The 19,335-nt window shown below is 42.8% G+C and carries 19 protein-coding genes and 1 pseudogene; all 20 read right to left on the reverse strand.

The features are described from left to right. Positions 1-42: 42 nt before the first annotated feature. On the reverse strand, positions 43-555 hold the full coding sequence (locus ACYQ3Q_RS00005) for a recombinase zinc ribbon domain-containing protein (protein WP_459926628.1): 513 nt from the start codon (positions 553-555) through the stop codon (positions 43-45). After that, a pseudogene (locus ACYQ3Q_RS00010) lies at positions 512-667 on the reverse strand (recombinase family protein); the annotation flags it as partial. The gene ACYQ3Q_RS00005 and the pseudogene ACYQ3Q_RS00010, both read right to left, overlap by 44 nt. Before the next feature lie 294 nt (positions 668-961). Continuing rightward, on the reverse strand, positions 962-1,450 hold the full coding sequence (locus ACYQ3Q_RS00015) for a PIN domain-containing protein (RefSeq protein WP_459926629.1): 489 nt from the start codon (positions 1,448-1,450) through the stop codon (positions 962-964). Beyond that, positions 1,447-1,743 (reverse strand): UPF0175 family protein, encoded by a 297-nt coding sequence (locus ACYQ3Q_RS00020; RefSeq protein WP_459926630.1) that lies wholly within the window; start codon positions 1,741-1,743, stop codon positions 1,447-1,449. Before ACYQ3Q_RS00020 ends, ACYQ3Q_RS00015 begins: the two co-directional genes overlap by 4 nt. Before the next feature lie 234 nt (positions 1,744-1,977). Continuing rightward, complete coding sequence (locus tag ACYQ3Q_RS00025) at positions 1,978-2,127, reverse strand: hypothetical protein (protein WP_459926631.1); 150 nt, start codon at positions 2,125-2,127, stop codon at positions 1,978-1,980. Positions 2,128-2,155: 28 nt separating this feature from the next. After that, the gene (locus ACYQ3Q_RS00030) at positions 2,156-2,563 is read right to left on the reverse strand and encodes a hypothetical protein (protein WP_459926632.1); all 408 of its coding nucleotides are present in this window, start codon (positions 2,561-2,563) and stop codon (positions 2,156-2,158) included. Positions 2,564-2,647: 84 nt separating this feature from the next. Beyond that, positions 2,648-3,049, reverse strand: a complete 402-nt coding sequence (locus ACYQ3Q_RS00035; protein ID WP_459926633.1) for a DUF6930 domain-containing protein — start codon at positions 3,047-3,049, stop codon at positions 2,648-2,650. An 11-nt stretch (positions 3,050-3,060) separates the two neighbouring features. Further along, positions 3,061-3,579 carry a UPF0158 family protein gene (locus tag ACYQ3Q_RS00040; protein ID WP_459926634.1) on the reverse strand — a complete coding sequence of 173 codons (519 nt, stop codon included), beginning with the start codon at positions 3,577-3,579 and terminating at the stop codon, positions 3,061-3,063. 343 nt (positions 3,580-3,922) lie between these two features. Beyond that, on the reverse strand, positions 3,923-5,044 hold the full coding sequence (locus ACYQ3Q_RS00045; RefSeq protein WP_459926635.1) for a Fic family protein: 1,122 nt from the start codon (positions 5,042-5,044) through the stop codon (positions 3,923-3,925). A gap of 493 nt (positions 5,045-5,537) precedes the next feature. Further along, positions 5,538-6,377, reverse strand: a complete 840-nt coding sequence (locus ACYQ3Q_RS00050; protein WP_459926636.1) for a hypothetical protein — start codon at positions 6,375-6,377, stop codon at positions 5,538-5,540. 247 nt (positions 6,378-6,624) lie between these two features. Continuing rightward, complete coding sequence (locus ACYQ3Q_RS00055; protein WP_459926637.1) at positions 6,625-7,233, reverse strand: hypothetical protein; 609 nt, start codon at positions 7,231-7,233, stop codon at positions 6,625-6,627. 461 nt (positions 7,234-7,694) lie between these two features. Beyond that, positions 7,695-8,843 (reverse strand): ATP-binding protein, encoded by a 1,149-nt coding sequence (locus tag ACYQ3Q_RS00060; RefSeq protein ID WP_459926638.1) that lies wholly within the window; start codon positions 8,841-8,843, stop codon positions 7,695-7,697. Between the two features lie 438 nt (positions 8,844-9,281). Continuing rightward, positions 9,282-9,707, reverse strand: coding sequence for a recombinase family protein (locus tag ACYQ3Q_RS00065; protein ID WP_459926639.1), 426 nt, complete (start codon positions 9,705-9,707; stop codon positions 9,282-9,284). A 59-nt stretch (positions 9,708-9,766) separates the two neighbouring features. Then, a complete protein-coding gene (locus tag ACYQ3Q_RS00070) occupies positions 9,767-11,344 on the reverse strand; it encodes a recombinase family protein (RefSeq protein WP_459926640.1) in 1,578 nt (525 codons plus the stop codon). After that, entirely contained in the window at positions 11,344-13,038 is a 1,695-nt protein-coding gene (locus ACYQ3Q_RS00075) for a recombinase family protein (protein ID WP_459926641.1), read from the reverse strand. Before ACYQ3Q_RS00075 ends, ACYQ3Q_RS00070 begins: the two co-directional genes overlap by 1 nt. After that, positions 13,039-14,706 carry a recombinase family protein gene (locus tag ACYQ3Q_RS00080; protein ID WP_459926642.1) on the reverse strand — a complete coding sequence of 556 codons (1,668 nt, stop codon included), beginning with the start codon at positions 14,704-14,706 and terminating at the stop codon, positions 13,039-13,041. Positions 14,707-14,872: 166 nt separating this feature from the next. Next, positions 14,873-15,130 (reverse strand): DUF6870 family protein, encoded by a 258-nt coding sequence (locus ACYQ3Q_RS00085; protein WP_459926643.1) that lies wholly within the window; start codon positions 15,128-15,130, stop codon positions 14,873-14,875. Between the two features lie 70 nt (positions 15,131-15,200). Beyond that, on the reverse strand, positions 15,201-15,686 hold the full coding sequence (locus ACYQ3Q_RS00090) for a DUF6075 family protein (protein ID WP_459926644.1): 486 nt from the start codon (positions 15,684-15,686) through the stop codon (positions 15,201-15,203). 71 nt (positions 15,687-15,757) lie between these two features. After that, positions 15,758-16,162, reverse strand: coding sequence for a prepilin peptidase (locus ACYQ3Q_RS00095; RefSeq protein WP_459926645.1), 405 nt, complete (start codon positions 16,160-16,162; stop codon positions 15,758-15,760). Positions 16,163-16,167: 5 nt separating this feature from the next. Further along, a complete protein-coding gene (locus ACYQ3Q_RS00100; RefSeq protein ID WP_459926646.1) occupies positions 16,168-19,332 on the reverse strand; it encodes a DUF8195 domain-containing protein in 3,165 nt (1,054 codons plus the stop codon). Between the last annotated feature and the right edge of the window lie 3 nt (positions 19,333-19,335).

Here is a 19,335-nt window from a genome sequence, read left to right on the forward strand (position 1 = left end):
ATATTTCCTCATCGAACTCTTCAAGCAGTGAATCCCTGCTGTTTATTTATCTAGGATCTCATCAAACCTTAGCTTCAAGCCATCCTTTGATTCGTTTACCCTATCATGCTCAAGCCTTTTCTTTCGTACTTCCTCCAGCTCTCCAGATATGCTTTTGTATTCCTCGTTATAGACCTCAGGATCAACGTTATTATTCACCTGAAACCGGATAAGCCGCTTTAACTCATTTTTCAACTCTTCAATCCGTTTATCCAACGCTTCGGTTTCTTTACCATCTGGCCTTTGCAAAATAATCATTTCAATATTCGCAGTCATTGTCTTGATAAAACTCTGCTTGTTTTCATAGATTCCGTTGAACATCCGCACAAAGCCATCCATCAAAACATTCTCATCGACTGCCTTGGCTCCACAGGCATCCTTACCGTCCATTATGTAAGTTTTGCACTGCCATACGACTTTCTTCGATGTATTGGTGCTGTTCCACTGCCTTCTCTTGAAAATGTTCCCACAGTTACCGCAGAAACGGATATTTACTGCTATATTTATGCCTGTCACCCACCAAATTCCCTCTTAGTAAGGCTCTTCGTTCCTTCTCATCCTGAACCTTGTCAAATACCTCTTTGGTTATGATCGGGTGGTGATTTTCATCGATCATATACTTCTGTGACTGGCCTTTATTGCCGTGCGTTTATGTGTGAGGAAATTAACGGTTATGGTTTTTTGCAGAAGAGCGGCTCCATAATACTTCTCATTAGCCTGTGTCAAGTCTTACATAAAAAAATAGATGACCTCCCGCAACATTTCCGATAATTGCAGATGGTCAGCTATGCATAAAGCGATCTTCTTTTACTATTGATAGAATAGTCGTCGTTATTACCAAAGTTTTATATAGTGCTGTGCATTGCCCATCATCCCACCTGCACAGACGGGAGAGTAAAAAAAATAGGTTCGCAGTTCCGGCTCAATTTAAATCATCAAGTATTCTTTGTAGCAGGGTAGGCGATATTCTAAAATCGACGTTCATTAGCTCTGTTATATCAGATTTAAAATCTTTGATTATACCCTTCTTATAAGCAATTCTCAGTATGCCAAGAGTACCTATGATGTTTAAATCAAATTGTTTTGCTTTATTTCGTGCGTGGAGATCATCAAGAATGACTTTATTTATACCAAGTTCAGATGCTCCAATAATAACTTGAACTTCTCCAGGATGCAAACGACCTGAAAGAGCCTTTACCGCCAACTCATTCTGTACATTGAACTGGATAATTTGCCCTTTTGTAACAAAATGAGCAATCTGCGAAGCGGCATCATCAGTTTTATGTGACTGCACAGTTTCCTCATATACAGCATAAGGAATGTATATCTTATTGAATATCTGGGTTAGTGCATCCAGCCTGCCTATTTTACTCAAAAATATCAGCGGGCTGGAATTTGATACAATATTCATACACTAGGCCTCTCGCTTTCGTGGTCGGACATAAATTTCAGGTCATCTTCATACATTTCCTCTGTATATTCAACAGCAGGAATATTCAAATGGTTAAGGATATTGATAAATTCTGATAAAGACTTGCCTGCAAGTTGGGCTGCCTTTCCAAGACTTATATCTTTGGATACGAAGAGACCTATGGAAAGGTTGAGTTTGAGTTTATCCTCAAGGGTTTTGCCCTCTATATGCAGTGCATTTATCTCCAATAACACATCCTCAGGCAGATACATGTTGACCGCTATCTGATTCATAATTATTCACCATCCTTTTAATCTTTTTTAATCATTCCACAATTTGCATTATTTTTATTATAAATAAGCAATTCTATGTGCTGCTCATTGCGATGGTGCAAGTCATTGATTATTTCCATTATAACACAATTCAAACTGGAACAAGTATGAAAAATGGCTGAACAATTTTACCCTCAGTCAAGATAGGACAAAAAATTATTGCTGATCATTCTCTCAATTCAAGTTTCTTTCAATTTATACAGCCACTTTAGGACTGTTCTCCAAGAATTGCGGTCGGCATGACCATTCCCCTGTTTCCTGATCAATCTGACGGATGCCTACCTGCTTGACACTCATTCTCACACTTCCAAGGCCAAAGGCCCAGCCTTCCATTATCCAATTCATTATTCTAACCTACGGGGTCCTGTTCCCCTTATTCACTTATAAGTTTGGTTGATCCAATGGTTAAGTTAAAATTATTTTCATGCTCTGTAATCACATAATCAACAACAAACCTTCTATCATTCTTAAAAAGAGTATCTTTCCTAAAAATCAAATAATCATATATTTCATTAAACTCATCCTCTATTTGTTTATCCTTGACTAATCTTTTTATAATGCTATCTTTTTGTTTTTCTCTATCCTCCATTGGAAATAATGATATGTTCCAAACCAGAATCCCAAATTGTATCATGCTTTTATTCATTTCATCATTATCAATTCTTTCAGATAGAGGTTTTATAAATTCAAGGATAACCGCTGACAATATATTTGCAGTGGGTAAGTTATTTTTATTTAATCTCTTTTTCTTTTTCTTTTTCTTTTTTTTAATAACAAACATACTTACCTCCGTTTATTATGTCTTTGGAGTACCTTCAGAAAGGTGAAACATATTATTCAATTCTTAATAAGTTGCCAAATTCCTTCAATAAAACGCGCTGTCATGGGTGTCCACAAACTGATCAAACACTCCGTTGCGAAATTCCTCGGCATATTCGAGTTGTTCAACCATCTCAATCGGTAACCCAAGCTGTTTGCACACATCCAAGTAAAGATAATAGGTTTCCACTCTTGCTACAAGCAACTTAGTTGGCATATTTTGTTCGACATAGTCTACAAACCTGTCTATACACTTGTATCCTTCTTCCTGAATGTCCTTCTTCATTTCGAAGGAAACGACCAGACCGCTGTGATGGTCAAGGAGTACACCTACTTTCGGGAAGTAGGGCCTACCATTTTCTCTGACTGGAGTTGGAACATAAAAAGTATCCGCTTCTAATATCAAATTTTGCTTGGGTTTAAAGGTCTTAAGTTTTTTAAAGTTCACATCGCAACAACTTATTTATAGTCAATTTCATGAAATTCGCACCATTCGCGGACGATTTCACATAGTGTCTCATATTTGTACGAATCCCATTCTTTTTCTATCCCATGCTTAATGATCACATCTCTGAAGCGACGAAACGCGCCTTTACCATCAATTGAGTAACACAGCTTATTTCGCAGTTTGTCATCTTCTTGAGAATAACAAAAGTTTTCCATAATCCGATATTCGTTAACTTCTTCCCGATCTGGCAGTTCAACATAATCGCCCCAGTTTTCCACCACGTCCACCGCCTCGCGAATAGCATCCTGCTCCCAGTCCTCATATTCACTAAAATCATCATCATCTTCGGATTCTTCGGCAATGCTTAAATACTCCATTTGGATTTCGACGATATCACCTGTCTTTTTGTTCAAATAATGGTTCCATCCATCCATGAAGAAATCCAGTCTATCGACAATTTCTTTCAAGCTGACTGGCTTCATATCTTGATCACCTTTTCCTTTCCATAACTTGCCTGCAACCCTACACATTAAAATCCACTTAAACCATTTCCAGAATTCTTAAAAGGCAGTTCCTTGGTTCGTATTCCCCACCTCACCTAAAACACCCAATCCAGCAACATTCTATTATGGCCGCTGGGTGTTTGTACTGCTTTATTGAGAACGTTACTAAAATGGGACTAACTGACCCTTTGAAAATATTTTAGTTACAACAGTCGTGCCCTTGTGATACTCTTTTCACCGTATTTCTCATTAACAAAATCAATGACCTTGGTGAGAGTTAGAGTTTCATTATCCCTTTGCGGCACAGAAATATGATACACCGGCTTCAACCATTTTGCTGACCACAGCAAAATGGTCGTCAATGTCATATTCAATCAAATATCTTTACGTAATCCTCATATATAAAATGTCGGTGCCTTGATTGGTTGTTTGCCTGTTTCAATATTCCACAACCAACCATTGCTTCTACTACTTTGGCCACCGTATTAAAAGAATAGCCTAATTCATTGGCAACGGATGGTATCTTTATTATGGGATTTTTTTCAATATACTTATACACAAGCATAGCATTCTTTGATGCCTTACCGAGTACTATTATTTTTTCTATATTCTTATTTCTTATAGCAATAAAGCTTTCTATCTGTTTTATAGAGTTGTCTGCAGCTACGATTATAGCCTTGATAAAGAATTTCACCCACTGTGCATAATTTCCGTTGAGCTGTGTACTTGAAAGCCTATCAAAATATTCAGCCTTATCATGGAAGAGATCATATGACAGTGAGATAACCGGTTTTGATAACGCTTTATTTTGCAATAGCACCAACATGGCAAGTATTCTCCCAACTCTGCCGTTTCCTTTTTCAAACGGGTGGATTATTTCAAATTGGTAATGAACGAGTGCAGACTTTATGAGTACATCAATATTGTCGTCTGCTGTCATAAATTTTTCAAAGTCATCTAAAGCTGATTCCAGATCTTCCGGCGCAGTGGGATTGTACTCTTGTATATTTGAGGAAACATAGGGCTTTAGAAAAATTTGCGTTTCTCTAAACTTTCCAATATTCTTGCAGCCGCTATCCTTCAATGCAATGCCTTGTATTTCACATATTAGTTGATTTGATACCGTTTTCCTCTGAGCGTACTGTATAGCCGTGACGCAGTTTAATATAGCCATCGCATTTTTACTTTTCTCGCTGTTAGAATCAAGAATATCATAAAAAGGTGCAGTTATCCCATCAATTTGGCAGGATAAATGGGCCTCTTTTTTCATGAGCAAGTTTATATATGTGTCAATATCTGGTATATACCTTGAAATGCCTTCAAGGATACCCAGAAGCCTGTGCGCTTGCGAAATCAGCATCATCATTTGCTCGTCAATCGGCAGCACGTTATCTGTCAAGCTGCAAAGTGGTTTAGGAGTAAAAGTATAATAACTCCTTGAATCGTATTTTCTGGATATCTGAAATTCGTAATTTCCTGAATGATTAAACATAAACATGCTCCTAGGTCATTATATAATCATCATAGCATGTCAAATTCATTTTTCAAGATTATATTGAAATATAAATCCCAAATACAGTAGCTTCTTTATAAAAACATCAGTATATTTAAGTTATTCTATTTATGTCCTCTGTAACTCTATCGTTAGCCTGTGTCAACTCTTACATAAAAAAAAGATGACCTTCCCATAAAATCTTTTTGTGCCACAGGAGAGTCAGATAGAACGAATATCTTCTCTGGAATGCTTCATGTTGATTCACAGAATATCTATAGTGGATAAAAGGGAAGCTGGAATCAGAATGGTTTTCTATTATCTTGTAAACTCGATGGTCTCCTAAACCATTTTCTAATGGAAGTTTAGCGAACTTGGTAATCATAAAAATGTATTAGACTTGGATCAACACTCCTAACTACATCCATATTTTACAAATGTAGAAAATATGATAGCTACGTACGCCCCCCACAAACCATCTATTAACACGAAGTCATACTCCCAACTTTATATATTCTTGATAGGTTATAGTGCTTTGATAGTTAACTTCACTGCCATAAACTAGGTCTTCTAGATTAATTCTATTAATCCATTCCGATATAATTTGAGCATCTCTATTAAATCTAAACACATGTTCAAGATCAGATGGGTAACATGGAATGGGAAACGTGTCAAACATCTTCTCGTTAAGATTAACAATATAATTTGAACCTTTATAGTAGTTAAGTCCAAAATAGTCCTCATCTTGGTTTCTCATTGGAATTTTCCCTACGATAAGTTCGTAATGAGTATCAGGACTATCTCCAACTCCAATTTCAATAGCAATTAGTTTTCCTATTGTATTCCCGAAGTTCTTAACATCTATGAAAAAGTCTTTATAATATTTGTAACATATGTCTAGGTTATTATCCTCGGCCAAATCTAATTCGATATCATCCCAAAAAACTACGTTAACTATAAAGAGTCCTTGGTTAAGATGATCTACAGTTTTTTGTCTAACAAATTCCTGCAATCGTTGGTCTCTTGGTGCCGTTGTGGCAAAGATATATTCGCTTAATCTAGGATTAAAGGTCATCGCCTTTCGGATTTCCTCTTCCACCTCTGTTTCCGTCAACCTATCCCCCATAGACTTGACCTTGCATTGAATTCCCACCCAATTCAAGCTACCGTCTCTTCTTCCAAAAATGTCAACTCCATGTTGCTCTTGCCCACGACGTCCATTTCTCTGTATGTGCTGGTCATTGATTTTTCTTTTCCATATATCCAAACAAAGATTCTCAAATCTTTCGCTTTGTCTAAGAGGAAAAACTTTTACATCCTGTAAAGTAGACATATTATCCTCCTTCACGTGTCATTTTACGTACTGTACATTCCTGATCATCCAGACTACCTGATTAGCTATTTCTTCTGGAGACATTTAGCAACTACGATACGCATAATGGTTGACGAGCTGAGCTTACGCGCAAGCAGTTCATTTTCCAAAATACATCCAGTGGAGTTATAGAAGTTTAAAAATCTGATTTTTTATTTTAGTGTAGCTTCCAGCAGTGTAGAATTTAGCCATTATGTAGGTGTAATACTTATCTTTGCGCTTTGTAACAATATGTCGAGCTGGTCAGGGGGTCAAAAATAGTTTTCGGATGTGAATGTCCAACTATTTCCTCTGCTAATACCTCCCCATACACTCTAAATCCGCCCGAGGAATCCCGCATACATATTTGTTGATTAATTCCTGAAAGATAGGCTTCAGGAATATTTTGCAGTGGTATATCACAATGAAATATCGTAGGAATTCCCAACCGTTTTAAGTTTGGTTGGCAAAATAATTGCGCTGCCATGCCACATAAAAATTCACTGCCATAAATCAGATAGTGCCCACTACTATTAAAAAACTCATTCTCAGAATAAGTGAGCCATACTGATTTATGTGGATGCTTTAGGGCATCCCAAGATTTATTGAACCTATCAATAACTTTTTCTTCTGTAATCCATTGATCGCATAATCTAAAAATAGCTTCTCGTTTCGCAAATTCTTTTTCAATTGGCTTTATTCCATTTTGATAATAGTTATCTATAGATATCGGACGGCAAGCATGATATCCCCTTATGTGAGTGTATTCTCCCGATAAATCAACATAATTTATTCGTTTCTTAATAAGTTCATCTAAAACAGCAACACGCTTACCCAAATGATTATCCACCTCTTTTGTTAAACCACTATAACGCCGATAAACATTAAATTAAAATAGCAAATAGTAGAAATCCTGTCACTGGTAAAATCAAGCCAATATTATAGTTTTTTGTTCGCATATCAGTGAGCATATCTAGATTTTCCATAACCCCATCGCCTGTAAATCGGCGGCTTTGGCCACCGCAATACCGAATAACCTGTATGATCATACGAATGTAAGCACTATATACTTTGACCATCTTCTTGGATTTTTGTTCATCGGTCAGATTAGTAAACTTTTCTCATATCAACAATTAGAATAGCTTTCCTTTAAACACCTTGTTTGAATCCGCAATGTCACTAGTTGGAGGATCGTATCGGTTAATTCAATATTTGCGTAAAATGCTCCCTAGTGCATTGAGAGCAGCGTCATACTCACTTTTTTGTAAAATGCAATCCATTACAACCCCACACTTCAAATTATACCTGTTTCCGAAATTCATTAAGCATTTGTTTTAAAGCAATTCCGGCTTTTATGTCGCCAACGATTTTTTTATGTACTCTTTCATTATTGACTTCAATCCAGCTATAATCGCAATTAATATCCTTTACGAAATTCGTAAATTTACCTTTATTACAATTTGCATACTCTATAAAAGTGTTTTTCTCATTTTCAGTATCAAATACTAAAACTACTTCTAAAAATTTACATCTTGCATAAGCCGCTTCTCCACTATCCTCTTTAAACAAATAGTTGTGTAGCAGATAGGAAATATCGTCTTCTACAAAATATTTAAAGGCAACAGTGTCCTGATGATATTCATCAAAATGCAGTAAACCCCATTCTGGAATAGTGGTTTTATATCTTCCGCTATCTAAAAAAACTACCCCACGGCTATATAGTGTTGTGCCAAAATAGTTTGCATTAAGAATTGAATTATATGTAGAGCAATTAGTCATAACATATGCATAAAACTCTGGATCATCTTGTTTCTCATAATCTTCAAACGATAACGTAAATTCAGGATTAGTTTTATTATAGTGATGTTGTTCTTCTCTCACCCATTCGGACCTAGTCCGTAACTTGTGCTTGAGCTTGTCATAAGGTGTCATATGAAGGCCAAACCGCTTTTTCCACAGATATTCAACATGGTTGTGGTCGGCGCTTTTATCAATGTCGGTGTTTGTATCAGAAACCCTTGTATAGATATAATTTGCTCTAACTACTCTGTCATTTCTTTTTTTGTCATGAAAATCTTCTATCAGATAATAGGGCGTATCCAGCGTATTGTTAATTATAAGCACGTCTATTTCGTGATTTTGTATTTCGAGTGTGCGCATCTCTATTTTAGGACGAACACCGCCAGCGAATTTTTTGCTTTTGAGTTGATTAATTATCTCCTGCTGATTTCTGCGATTCTCGTCCGTTTCAACGCCTACTATTTCACCGGTTTTGTCGACAATGCCAAATATAATATAGGCATCGCGATCTGCGCGATTGTTCGCCATACAAATAATATCATGCAACAAATCCGTCGTATTTGCGTGGTGTGCTTGTTTAAAATCCCAATAATCATCTTCTCGCTTGGTGAGAATTATGTTTTCAATCTCTAAGCATAAATTGTTCAATAATATCCCCTCCGACTCCATCGGTCGTTTAGCTGTAACTATTCTCCTAACTTGCCTTTTTTATCTCCCATCAGCAGTTCTTACTGCATCCTTTGGTATTGCTCAGTGTCGGTGTAAACGGACAGCACCAGGAATCTTATCTTGAGCACATAACACCTGCGCCCGGCGTGCTTTGATTCCCCATTTTTCGGTTGGCTCTTTCACAGTAAATAGTCCACAAAAACAACCTTCCGGAGGAAAATCCTGTATATTTAATTATATATCGAAAAATGAATAAAACAATGCATTCACCGAAAAAGCAAAATATCTCTCGGAAATTACAGATAAAAGTCACATATAAATTTGTAGGCAAAGCTTTTATGCACAAAAGCTCCAATACAAGCGATAGGGCATGCTTATATTGGAGCTTTTCTACACAAATGTTCATTACAAAAATTCTTACACTGTCATCATGAAACCTATATCATTAGCCGGTTTAAAATTCACCTCGCCATTGTCGGCGCTAATCAGTTTCACTCCATAGCGGTTCATCCACTCCACACATTCCATGGTCTTATATACATCACGCCCAATCCGGCAAACACTTTTTGCCAGCACTATGTTTATCTGTTCAGCTTCAATCGCTTCCATAACCTCTGTTAAGCCCTTACGGTTAGAATCCAGGCCACTTCCTTGTTCGGCAGTAATGCCAACGACCTCCCAGCCTTGCTTCCTCGCATATTCTACCATCTGCTCCTGCTGAAACTTCAAAGCCATATCGTCCGGGCTGTTCACTCTGCAATATATCCAAACTTGGCTGCCTTGCTTTTTTATCGGATTATCCATTTTAAGATCCATTCCTTTCTGAGGCACGAAACAGCACAAGAAAACTTTTTCCAGCTTCTTTCAACCTATCATCTTCCCCTTTAGACAGTATCCCACGCTCATTGAGGGATACTGTCATCATTATAATCTTTAAAATTCCAAACAATCTCTATCGCCCCATTGTTGTAGACTCGAATGACTTGAATAAATTCATCCAGCATTTCCCTGGTCAGCTCTTTTGCAGACGCAAACCTTTGACAGCTTTGCAGTTCAGTATCTTCTTGGATTTGAAGGTTTTCCTGATCAATCGCCTTCTCCCATTGGTGGATTAAAGCCTCCGCTGATGATATGCTTTCCGAATATTCTTCTTTTAGTTTCAGGTATTTGTCCTTCGGGATTTTCCCGTCGCAGAATTCCTCATAAGCCAGTATCTTAGCCAGCTTCCATTTGTCCAGCATGGCACGCTGTTCTTTGACCTGCTTTTGCAGCTTGGTGATGGCATCGCCGGCCTTTTCCAAACGGCCTTCTTTGGAAAGGCTGCACTGGATAAGCCGGATTTGTGCGTCTATGGCCGACAGCAGCGTTTGCGTAAGTGTCTGCTCGGAGAGCTTTACCGATTGGCATTGCTCGTTCTGAGCAGCCATTCCTGCTTCACAACGATAGAAATATTCCTTGCGAAGCAGGTTTCTTTGCAGGCTATGATTGCAGTGAGCGCATTTCAGTTTCCCGTAAAAAATATGCTTCGGCTGATTTGTCCAGCCAGGTATGATTCTTGTTTTGGATTTAGACTGCACCTTTTGGAACATTTCCTCGGATACAATGGCCTCATGGGTGCCTGGCACGATTATCCACTCGCTTTTCGGCAGTTGTACGGTCTTTTTAAGGGAAATGTCCACCTTTGTTCGCTTGCGGCTGACCAGCTTTCCGGTGTAGCGTTCATCGTATAGTATCCGCCTGATGGCCACCGACGTCCATACCGTTTGTTCTCCGGCAACCCTCCAGCCCCGGTCTTTGTCGGTATTGTTTTCCTTGCGGTACATTAGTGGGGATGGCACTTTTTCCTTATTCAGTGTTTGGGCAATCTCCATAGAAGGAACACCCTCGTAGGCCATCTGAAAAATCCTTCTGACCACAGCGGCGGCAGGTTCGTCCACCACAAGGCTGTTTTTCTTCTCTTTTGACCTTGCATAGCCGTAAAAGGCAATGGCGCACAGGTATTCGCCTTTTTTGAATTTCGCCTGCTGAACGCTGCGGATTTTCTCGGAGATATCCCGGCTGTAAAGCTCATAGATCAGCGTTTTAAACGCCACATCCATTCCGATAGAGCTTCCGTTACTCTTGCTGCTGTCGTAATTTTCGTTCACGGCGATAAACCGGACACAGAGAAAAGGGAATATTTGATCCAGGTAGTCGCATACCTCAAGGAAATTTCTGCCGAAACGGGAAAAATCCTTAACAAGTATGCAGTGGATTTCCTTCCGTTTTACCATAGTCAGAAGCTGTTTAATTCTAGGACGATCAAAATTGGTGCCGGAAAATCCATCGTCGCAAAATTCGAGAACCTCATACTGCGCAAATTCCACATGGTCGGCAAGGTAGCTGTGGAGCAAATCCCTTTGGTTCTTGATGCTGTTGCTTTCGCCTTCGTTTTCATCCTCTGAGGAAAGGCGTATATAGAGGGCTGCTTTCTTAGGCATTACAGACACGCCCCCTCTTTATAAGGAAGGATTTTCTTATATTCGTCGCCGTAGTTCCATACGATTTCGATGTTGTTATAGTCAGATACCCAAATGCACCGGATCAGCTCCAAGGCCATTTCTCTGGTAATGGACGTTTTGCCCTTGTATTTCTGAAACGTCTGAATCCACTCGTTTTGAGGGGTCAGGGTTTTCTCATAGTTCAGGCTTTCCCGTTCCAACGCATCAAGCTCGGTTTGCAGACGTTCGATATCCTCATCGTAGCTTTTTTTAGAATACAAGTATTCATCCTCCGACAGCAGATGGTCTGTGTAGGATTCAAACAGCGAACCTTTCAGGAAGGTGATGCGTTTCAGCTTTCGACGCGTGACGCTGATTTTTTCTTCAACTTCCTTTTGCGCCGTTTGAAAATCCTCCTGCCGGTTGAGCCTTTCCAGCATCCTTTCCATATCCACCGACAGGTCGATCTGGCTTTGAATGGCGACATGTACCGATTCAAACAGCTTATCCTCCCGCACCGATTTATTTGTACAGGTCAGGGAAAGGTTTTGTGCATACACCCGGCAGATAAAGCGGTAGCATACCGAGCCGGCCCTGGAAACATCCTTGTACCGCACCATTTTGGTTTTGCAGTCGTCACAGTAAAGAAGGCCCCTGAACACGTTTTCTTTATTGGAGATGTCCGCATATTTCCCGTTCAGGGAAACGCGCAGGCGGTTCTGCTCTTCTTTGATTTTTTGCACTTTGCTAAAGGTTTCCTCATCAATGATGGGCTCATGGGTATCCCTTACAACGACCCAATCAGACTGCGGAATCATGGTGGTCGGTTGCCCAATGTACAGGGATTTTCTGCTTTTCCCCTGCGCCATGTGCCCCGCATACATCAGATTGGAGGTTATCAGCTTTATGCTCTGTCCCTGCCAGATGGCACCGCTCCCGGTGGGCTCTTTCTTAAAAATACCCGATAGATAACGATATTTTGCCGGGGATGGCGCACCCATTTCATTGAGCCTTCGGGCAATGATGTTGATTCCTAGGCCTTCCGCTTTCCAGAGGAATATCTGACGGGCAATGTGGGCCGTATTGGGGTCGGGCACCAGCCTGTGGTTGTCATCTTTGTCTTTCAGGTAGCCATAGGGAGGATACGCCCCGATAAATTCGCCGTTCCTTTGCTTCACCGCTAACGCTGAACCGGATTTCTTAGAAATGTCCTTGGCATAAATATCGTTGATCAGGTTTTTCAGCGAAACGATAAGGTCGTTCCCGTTTTGACCAGTCAGGCTGTCGTAGCCGTCGTTCACGGCAATGAAGCGTACACCGAGAAACGGGAATATCTTTTCCATATAGTGGCCGGTTTCAATGTAATTCCTGCCGAGACGAGACAAATCCTTCACCACAATGCAATCCACTTTTCCGGCTCTCACGTCGTCCATCAGCCGTTCAAATTCGGGGCGTTCAAAGTTGGTTCCGGTTCGTCCGTTATCGCAATAAAGGGAGTATATTCGCATGTTCGGCTGCCCATTAACATACTTTTGCAGCATATACTTCTGCATTTCGATGGAATCGCTGTCCTCTTTGCGGTTGTTGTCCTCCACCGAAAGACGCGCGTAAATCCCCGTGCTATAGACTTTTTCAAGCTGCGGCACAGGCATGGTGTCGGCGGCAATGGCGGATACTCTGCTTTTTCTCGCCATTTACATCGCCTCCCTTGTCGGCAGGAGCATGGGAATGGGCTGTATCTGATTTACATTCCCGATGGTTTCCACCATCCGGTCAAAATCATACTGATACTTGAAGTGAATATCAACGCGCATCCCCTCATGGACAAGGATTTTGTCAATGAGTGTTACGACGATTACCCTTGTCAGCTCAGTAATGTCCCTGTACTGTTTAAACCGCTCGATCCATTGGCATTTGTCGCCCTGAAAACCCAGGATGGCGTCGATTTCCTTCTGAAGCCGTGCTTCGGCGGCTAAGGCGTCCTTCCGTCTGCCTTCGTACATTTCTTTCATTTCCAGATATTCGGCCTTGCTGTGTACACCGCTGATCATGGATTCATACAGGCTTGCCTTAAGTAAATTGCAGCGTTCGATTTCTTCCCGGTTTTTGACAAGCTGGGCGTCGATCTTTTTGACTTCGTTCTGCTGAAAGGGCAGGGTATTGATATAGTGCAGAATAAGCTCTACATTGATGATGTTTTCAATATGGGTTTTCAGGGATTGGAATACGGCCTGTTCCACCGTCTTTTCCCTGATGCGATGGGCAGTACATTCTTTTGATGTCCGGTTGCTTCCGCACATATAATAGGTGTAGGTTTTCCCGTTTTGGCAAACGCCGTTGCGCACCATATTCCGGCGGCAGTCCCCACAAAAAATCAGGCCACTGAACAAATAGACCGTTTCCTCGGCGGGTGCGATCCGCGTATCCCGCAGGAGCAGGCGGTTAACTGCCCGAAAATCCTCCGGAGCAATGATGGCCTCGTGGCTGTTTTCTATCCGTATCCAATCTTCCTGGGGCTTTAGTATCTGTGTCCGAATTTTGTGGTTGGGGGTGCTCCGTTTGCCCTGCACCAGTGTTCCAATATAAAATTCATTGCGAAGGATGCGCCCCACCGAAACGGCAGTCCATTTAGCCTTGGGGTTGGTTTGAAATCCGCTTTTGTATTTCATCCCGCAGGAGCGTTTGTATTCCAGAGGGGACAGTATCCCCATTTCATTGAGTCTGTCGGCTATACGCAGCTGGCTGATACCTTGCAGCTTCCATTTGAAAATATCCTGCACAACCGTGGAAGCATATTCGTCCACCATCAGCCTGTGCCGATCGTCCGGCGCCTTCAGGTATCCGTATACGGCAAAGGAGCCGATGAAATCGCCCTTTTTGCGTTTGATTTCAAGCTGGCTCCTGATTTTGACCGATATGTCACGGCAATAGGCGTCGTTTACCAAATTCTTAAACGGAATCAGTATCTTGTCGGAGGACGACTTGCCGCAAAAGCTGTCATAGCCATCGTTGATGGCGATAAAACGCACACCGAGGAAGGGGAATATCTGATCGATATACCGCCCGGCCTCCACAAAGTTCCTGCCGAAACGGGACAGGTCCTTGACGATGACGCAGTTGATTTTCCCTGCCCTCACGTCTTCCATCATTTTCTGAAAGTCGGGACGTTCAAAATTCACACCGGAATAACCATCGTCCACCCGTTCCGAGCAAACACAAATATCCGGCATACCTTTCAGGTAATCCCGGATCAAATCTTTTTGGTTTACAATGCTGTCGCTCTCAACCTTGTCACCGTCCTCTTTGGAAAGGCGGACGTAGATCGCAGCATTGAAAATCTTATTGCCTGTTAAGTTTTCCATAATGGCAACCTCCTGATTGTTGAAGTTCATCAGCAAAAACTTTCAACAACCGGGCGCCACCGATTTAAGTGCCTATTTATGCTTGATGATAGCATAAATCTAACCACGCGTCCAGATTGAATTCCAAAAGCTTTGCCCTCAAATTGTCAATTTTTATTTCAGGCTCCTACAATGATTTTAAATAATGCTCCAGCCGGTCTTCCAATGTCGCAGTTGTATCCGAAAAGCTTACCTTGACAATCGCCTTGCCGCATTTGTAGCAGTAAGGATTTTTGATTTGACGGATAAAGTCCCTGATCCTTTCGGATTGGGGCAGATTTTTGTCTATTTTCACAGCGCAGATATCCACCAGCGTAGCCGGATTAACCGTGCGTATATCAACATTTCGCATAGCTTCCAGATCAAGCTTCGATACATTGTCCATTGCTTACCCCTTTCTTTTCAGCGTAAAAAAGTCGTTCGTCTTTTATATTGGCAATTTAGGCATTAAGGCTTTAGTATCTCTCCATTTCTTCGTCGTCTTCCTGTTCCAGTTCAGGAACTGCCTCCACTGCAGGAAGCAAATCCAGGACATGGCAGCCGGTACGTCTTAAAAAAATGGCTTGCAGCGCCATCTCAAAGTTTTCATCATCCAGCGTGTTTATCAGTTCCGAAGGAGAAACCTCCATAGAACCGTTAAAAAGGTTGGCCGCCAGCTTGATGAGCTTTATTTCGCTGCTGGGAAAATCCTGGGCGGACAGCATTTTTTCAAAGTTTATGCTCTTCCCCTCGATAAAACGGCGGGTCTTTTTATATAAGTCGTTCTTTGTGGAGAGTAAAATATATAAGGCTGACAGGTAATAGTTGTCGGCCTTTCCGTCTGGATTAATCCGGTTTTTCTTTCGCAGGCAGTGCAAAACATTCTGGCGGTGGGCTTCATCGTGAAAAAACGTCATAAAAGCTTCCTCCTTGTGAATGCTGCTGTCAGCAGCACCCATCATATAAAATGGAGTAACAAAGGTTTCGAGCCACTTACCACAAACTTCATGATGAAGTTTTGAAAAACATTGTTTTATGAGAAACGGGAAAGGCCGACATAGGCGAAAAAGCCGACGCACAAAAACACGGCCAGGGGTACACTCTTTTGCTTTGTCGCTTTTGCGTAGATACAGGCGGGAAGAAGCGCGAAAAAGAGGATGACTACAAGACCATACAACCCGAAACTAAAGCCCATTGCCGCCGTCAGCTTGATATCGCCGCCTCCGACACCGCCATATTTGACGGCAAAAAACAACAGGCTCACGCCGGGCAGCAGAAGTCCTAGAATCCTTTCCAGCAAGGGAATATACGGCGTATTAAAAAGAAAAGCGGATACACCGCCGATCAGAAGGACCGCAATCCATGTCCAATCGGGGATGATCCGCTTTCTAAAGTCCGTTACTGCCGCCCACAGGATGGGAACGGCGCAAAGCAGCATATTCATCAACTCCCTGTGGTGACATCATCGGAATACATGCTGTCAACCACGAATAGTTTAAGCTCCCCTCCGGTAATCCATTTGGATAGTGTTCCTCCAGGCGTATGCACATCGGTGACAAGAAGCTGCACAATATAGTCCTTGTTGTCAGGGAACCACACTGGCACGTACTGCTTCTTGTATTTAAAGGGTGAGCTTGGGTTTTCCCGGAAGGTAAAATGATTCGTGCCGTCGGTCATCAGAGGGATAGCTGTTTCATAGCGGTACTGCGGCAGGTATACCTCCGCCGTCTGCGGGGCGGTAATCAGCTCCGGCCTGTCATAATTGGTGTTCACGGCAGTTGTGACGCTGATGGAAAAGCCATAGCCCGACTTGAGATAGCCCTTTGCCTTCGTGTCGTAGTCCAGCGTGGCGGTGACTTTTAGCTCCGCGTAAAACTGCCGCCATACAAATTGACCGTTTTCATAACGCTGCTCCCACCAGGTAACTTTCGGCTGGTCGCTTCTTTGCGGCGGTGCCGGGATGGTTCTGCTTTCTTCCGGCTCATCATAGGTTACGTTTTTGATGACGGCCCGTTGGGTATAGGTATTGTTGGTGGTGGAGCTTTCATTGTTCAAAGTCCGGTCGGGGTTGATGGTGGCAATCAGGGTAATGTTTTTATCGGCCTGGACGCTCGGAGTATCCCATTTAACCGCCACAACGTTCCAGGTGTCTTGTTCCATAACAACGGCATCCACACGCTTTGACAAAGCAAGTTCGGGGATTTCCACCAGGACAATGACCTGTTTTCCGGGTGTAAATTCCTGGCTTCCCTTGTTGGATACCTTGATGGTCGTAATGACCGTCTGCTGCTCCTTGTACTGGTCGGGCGTGATACGCTGTACATCCAGGTCATAGGGACGTTCCAATACCATAATCTCCGCAGTAACCAGATTGTTGCCTGGGTTGGTATCCCCGTATTCCGCAGGCGGTGTTATCTGAGCAGACAGGTGGATATTTGCCCCTTTTTCTCCCGCTGTGGCTTTAACAAGGAACACCTTTTTCTCATAGGCTTTAAAATCCGCCTGGGACGACACAGTTGAAACCGGGCTGCCGTTGATGGAAGCGTTTAAGCTCACTCCTGACAGCGCTTTGTCCGTGGAATTGGCAAAATACACGGTAAAGCTGTATTCCTCCTGCTCATAGACCATAGGCGGACTGGAAAGGTTTGTCCATACGTCACACGGCATTTTCGCAGGCACCTCCGGGTCAGTTGGATTATCGGGATTGTCGGGCGGATTATCAGGGGTGACAGGACCGTCCGGTGGATTGTTGGGATTATCGGGATTGTCCGATGGGCTATCGGGGTTGTCGAGTGGATTGCCGGGGTCTGTCGGGTCGCCGGAGGATTTTGCCACCACCGTTATTTTTGAAACGGCGGTGTTGTTGACCGGGTTTTCATCCCGAAAGCCGTCCGGCGCTCCAATATTGGCCCACAAGTTATATACTTCACCCTTGCTTCCCGCCGTAGCTGTGATAGTGAACGATTTTGTTTCCTTGGGTCTGAAGTCGCAAGTTTTGAGAATTTGCATCAAAGCGGCCTCGTCGTTTGTCCCCTGCAATACTGCATTTTTCAGTTCCGTGCCGGATTGGTTGGTAAAGCTTACGGTAAAGCTGTAGCTCTCATGCTCATACACTGTAGGCGGCGCAAGAATACTTGCGGATAGATCACACAGCTCTGGAGAGACGGGAGGGGTATCCTCCGGTGGGACGGGGTTATCGGGTTGCTGCGGGTTGTCTTTGGGTTCAGGGGTTTTTGAACGCTCCGGTGCAGGTCTCTCAACCACCCGGATATTCGCAATGGCCGTGTTGTTGGTAAGATTGCCGTCGATGAAGCCCTCCGGCACGCCGATATTGGCCCACAGGTGTATCACACCGGCAGAGGTGTCGGCCTTGCGCAGGATGGTGTAGGTTTTGCTCTCATCGGGTGAGAAGTCTTGCATTTCAGGAATTTCTTTCATCAGGTCGTCATCCACCTTACCTTTGAGTGGTACGTCATAGGCTGGTTGGATTCCACTGTTGGTAAAGGTCACGTTAAAGGAATAGCTGTCGCCCCGATACACCGTGGCAGGAGCGTTAATCACAACCGAAAGGTCGTCGGCATCCTGCTTTTTGAATTTAAAATAGAAGTCTGCTGCGGGGATTTTGTAATTGATTGGTTGGGTAATGCTGGTTTGGGTCTTGCTTTCTCCGTCAGCATACCCGGCAGCCTCCGGGGTGTAATCCCATTCCAGTCCCAGGTAAATAAAATTGCGGGACAGGGGATTGTCCTCCTTGGAAAAGGTGACGGCGGTGGTCTGGTAAGGGTAGAGAACTTCCGGCACTCCCTTGTCTTGTGCCGACAGTTTTCCGTAAACCTCCTGCTTTTTTTCATCGCACCAGGCAGCTTCGATATCAAGCTTTACGGGTGCCTGATAGGAAATCACCGTGTTTCTCATCGTTTCAAAGGCAATCAGGGCTTTGGGCGTCCAGCCGTAGCTGGTGGTGAGACGGTCAAAATTCTCGTCCGTGTCATAGGCACCATAAATTTTGCCCGTTGTAAAATTGTGAATTTCCACCACCAGGCTGCCCTTTAGCGTATAGGTTTTACCGTCGCTCCTGCCGATCAGCCCTGCTATTCGCTCCTTTTCATCCTCGGCAACGGTATTTGCGTTTTCCAACAGGACACGCTGCGGCGTGGGGAAAGACTTTATCAGCTTGTCGCCCTCATAGATTTCCTGAATATTCATGGCTGTAGTGCGGTAACGGATGTCATAGACGGCCCTTACCTGGAACACCACATTAGCCGTAACAGTGAAGACGGCACCTTTGTCCGTTTTTGCGGTGATGGTGTACGCTCCACAATCGCCTTTATCTTCTATGGTTAAAATGCAGGCTGACGAAATCGCCTGGGTTTTACCCTTGTATGTTGCTTGAACATCCGTTATTGTACCCACCTTTGCGATGGTGTCGATTTTCACCTGGGCGGGAAATTGTTCCACGGCAACCACTCCATTTTCGCTGACCAGGCTGTCTACCGGAGCCGTTACCGTTATCTCTATGTCGCTGTCCGTCATGGCATAGGCATTTACCGACAGCAGCATAAAGCACAGCAACATAAAGGGCAGGGTAAATAATGCTTTTCGTTTCATTGG

The sequence above is a fragment of the Desulfosporosinus burensis genome (assembly GCF_054657535.1).

Coding starts and splice junctions, on each gene's coding strand:
- ACYQ3Q_RS00020 (WP_459926630.1), bottom strand. CDS start 1,743: ATGAATCAGATAGCGGTCAACATGTATCTGCCTGAGGATGTGTTATTG.
- ACYQ3Q_RS00085 (WP_459926643.1), bottom strand. CDS start 15,130: ATGGACAATGTATCGAAGCTTGATCTGGAAGCTATGCGAAATGTTGAT.
- ACYQ3Q_RS00095 (WP_459926645.1), bottom strand. CDS start 16,162: ATGCTGCTTTGCGCCGTTCCCATCCTGTGGGCGGCAGTAACGGACTTT.
- ACYQ3Q_RS00045 (WP_459926635.1), bottom strand. CDS start 5,044: ATGTTTAATCATTCAGGAAATTACGAATTTCAGATATCCAGAAAATAC.
- ACYQ3Q_RS00025 (WP_459926631.1), bottom strand. CDS start 2,127: ATGAATTGGATAATGGAAGGCTGGGCCTTTGGCCTTGGAAGTGTGAGA.
- ACYQ3Q_RS00030 (WP_459926632.1), bottom strand. CDS start 2,563: ATGTTTGTTATTAAAAAAAAGAAAAAGAAAAAGAAAAAGAGATTAAAT.
- ACYQ3Q_RS00080 (WP_459926642.1), bottom strand. CDS start 14,706: ATGGAAAACTTAACAGGCAATAAGATTTTCAATGCTGCGATCTACGTC.
- ACYQ3Q_RS00050 (WP_459926636.1), bottom strand. CDS start 6,377: ATGTCTACTTTACAGGATGTAAAAGTTTTTCCTCTTAGACAAAGCGAA.
- ACYQ3Q_RS00070 (WP_459926640.1), bottom strand. CDS start 11,344: ATGCCTAAGAAAGCAGCCCTCTATATACGCCTTTCCTCAGAGGATGAA.
- ACYQ3Q_RS00100 (WP_459926646.1), bottom strand. CDS start 19,332: ATGAAACGAAAAGCATTATTTACCCTGCCCTTTATGTTGCTGTGCTTT.
- ACYQ3Q_RS00090 (WP_459926644.1), bottom strand. CDS start 15,686: ATGATGGGTGCTGCTGACAGCAGCATTCACAAGGAGGAAGCTTTTATG.
- ACYQ3Q_RS00040 (WP_459926634.1), bottom strand. CDS start 3,579: ATGTGTAGGGTTGCAGGCAAGTTATGGAAAGGAAAAGGTGATCAAGAT.
- ACYQ3Q_RS00015 (WP_459926629.1), bottom strand. CDS start 1,450: ATGAATATTGTATCAAATTCCAGCCCGCTGATATTTTTGAGTAAAATA.
- ACYQ3Q_RS00075 (WP_459926641.1), bottom strand. CDS start 13,038: ATGGCGAGAAAAAGCAGAGTATCCGCCATTGCCGCCGACACCATGCCT.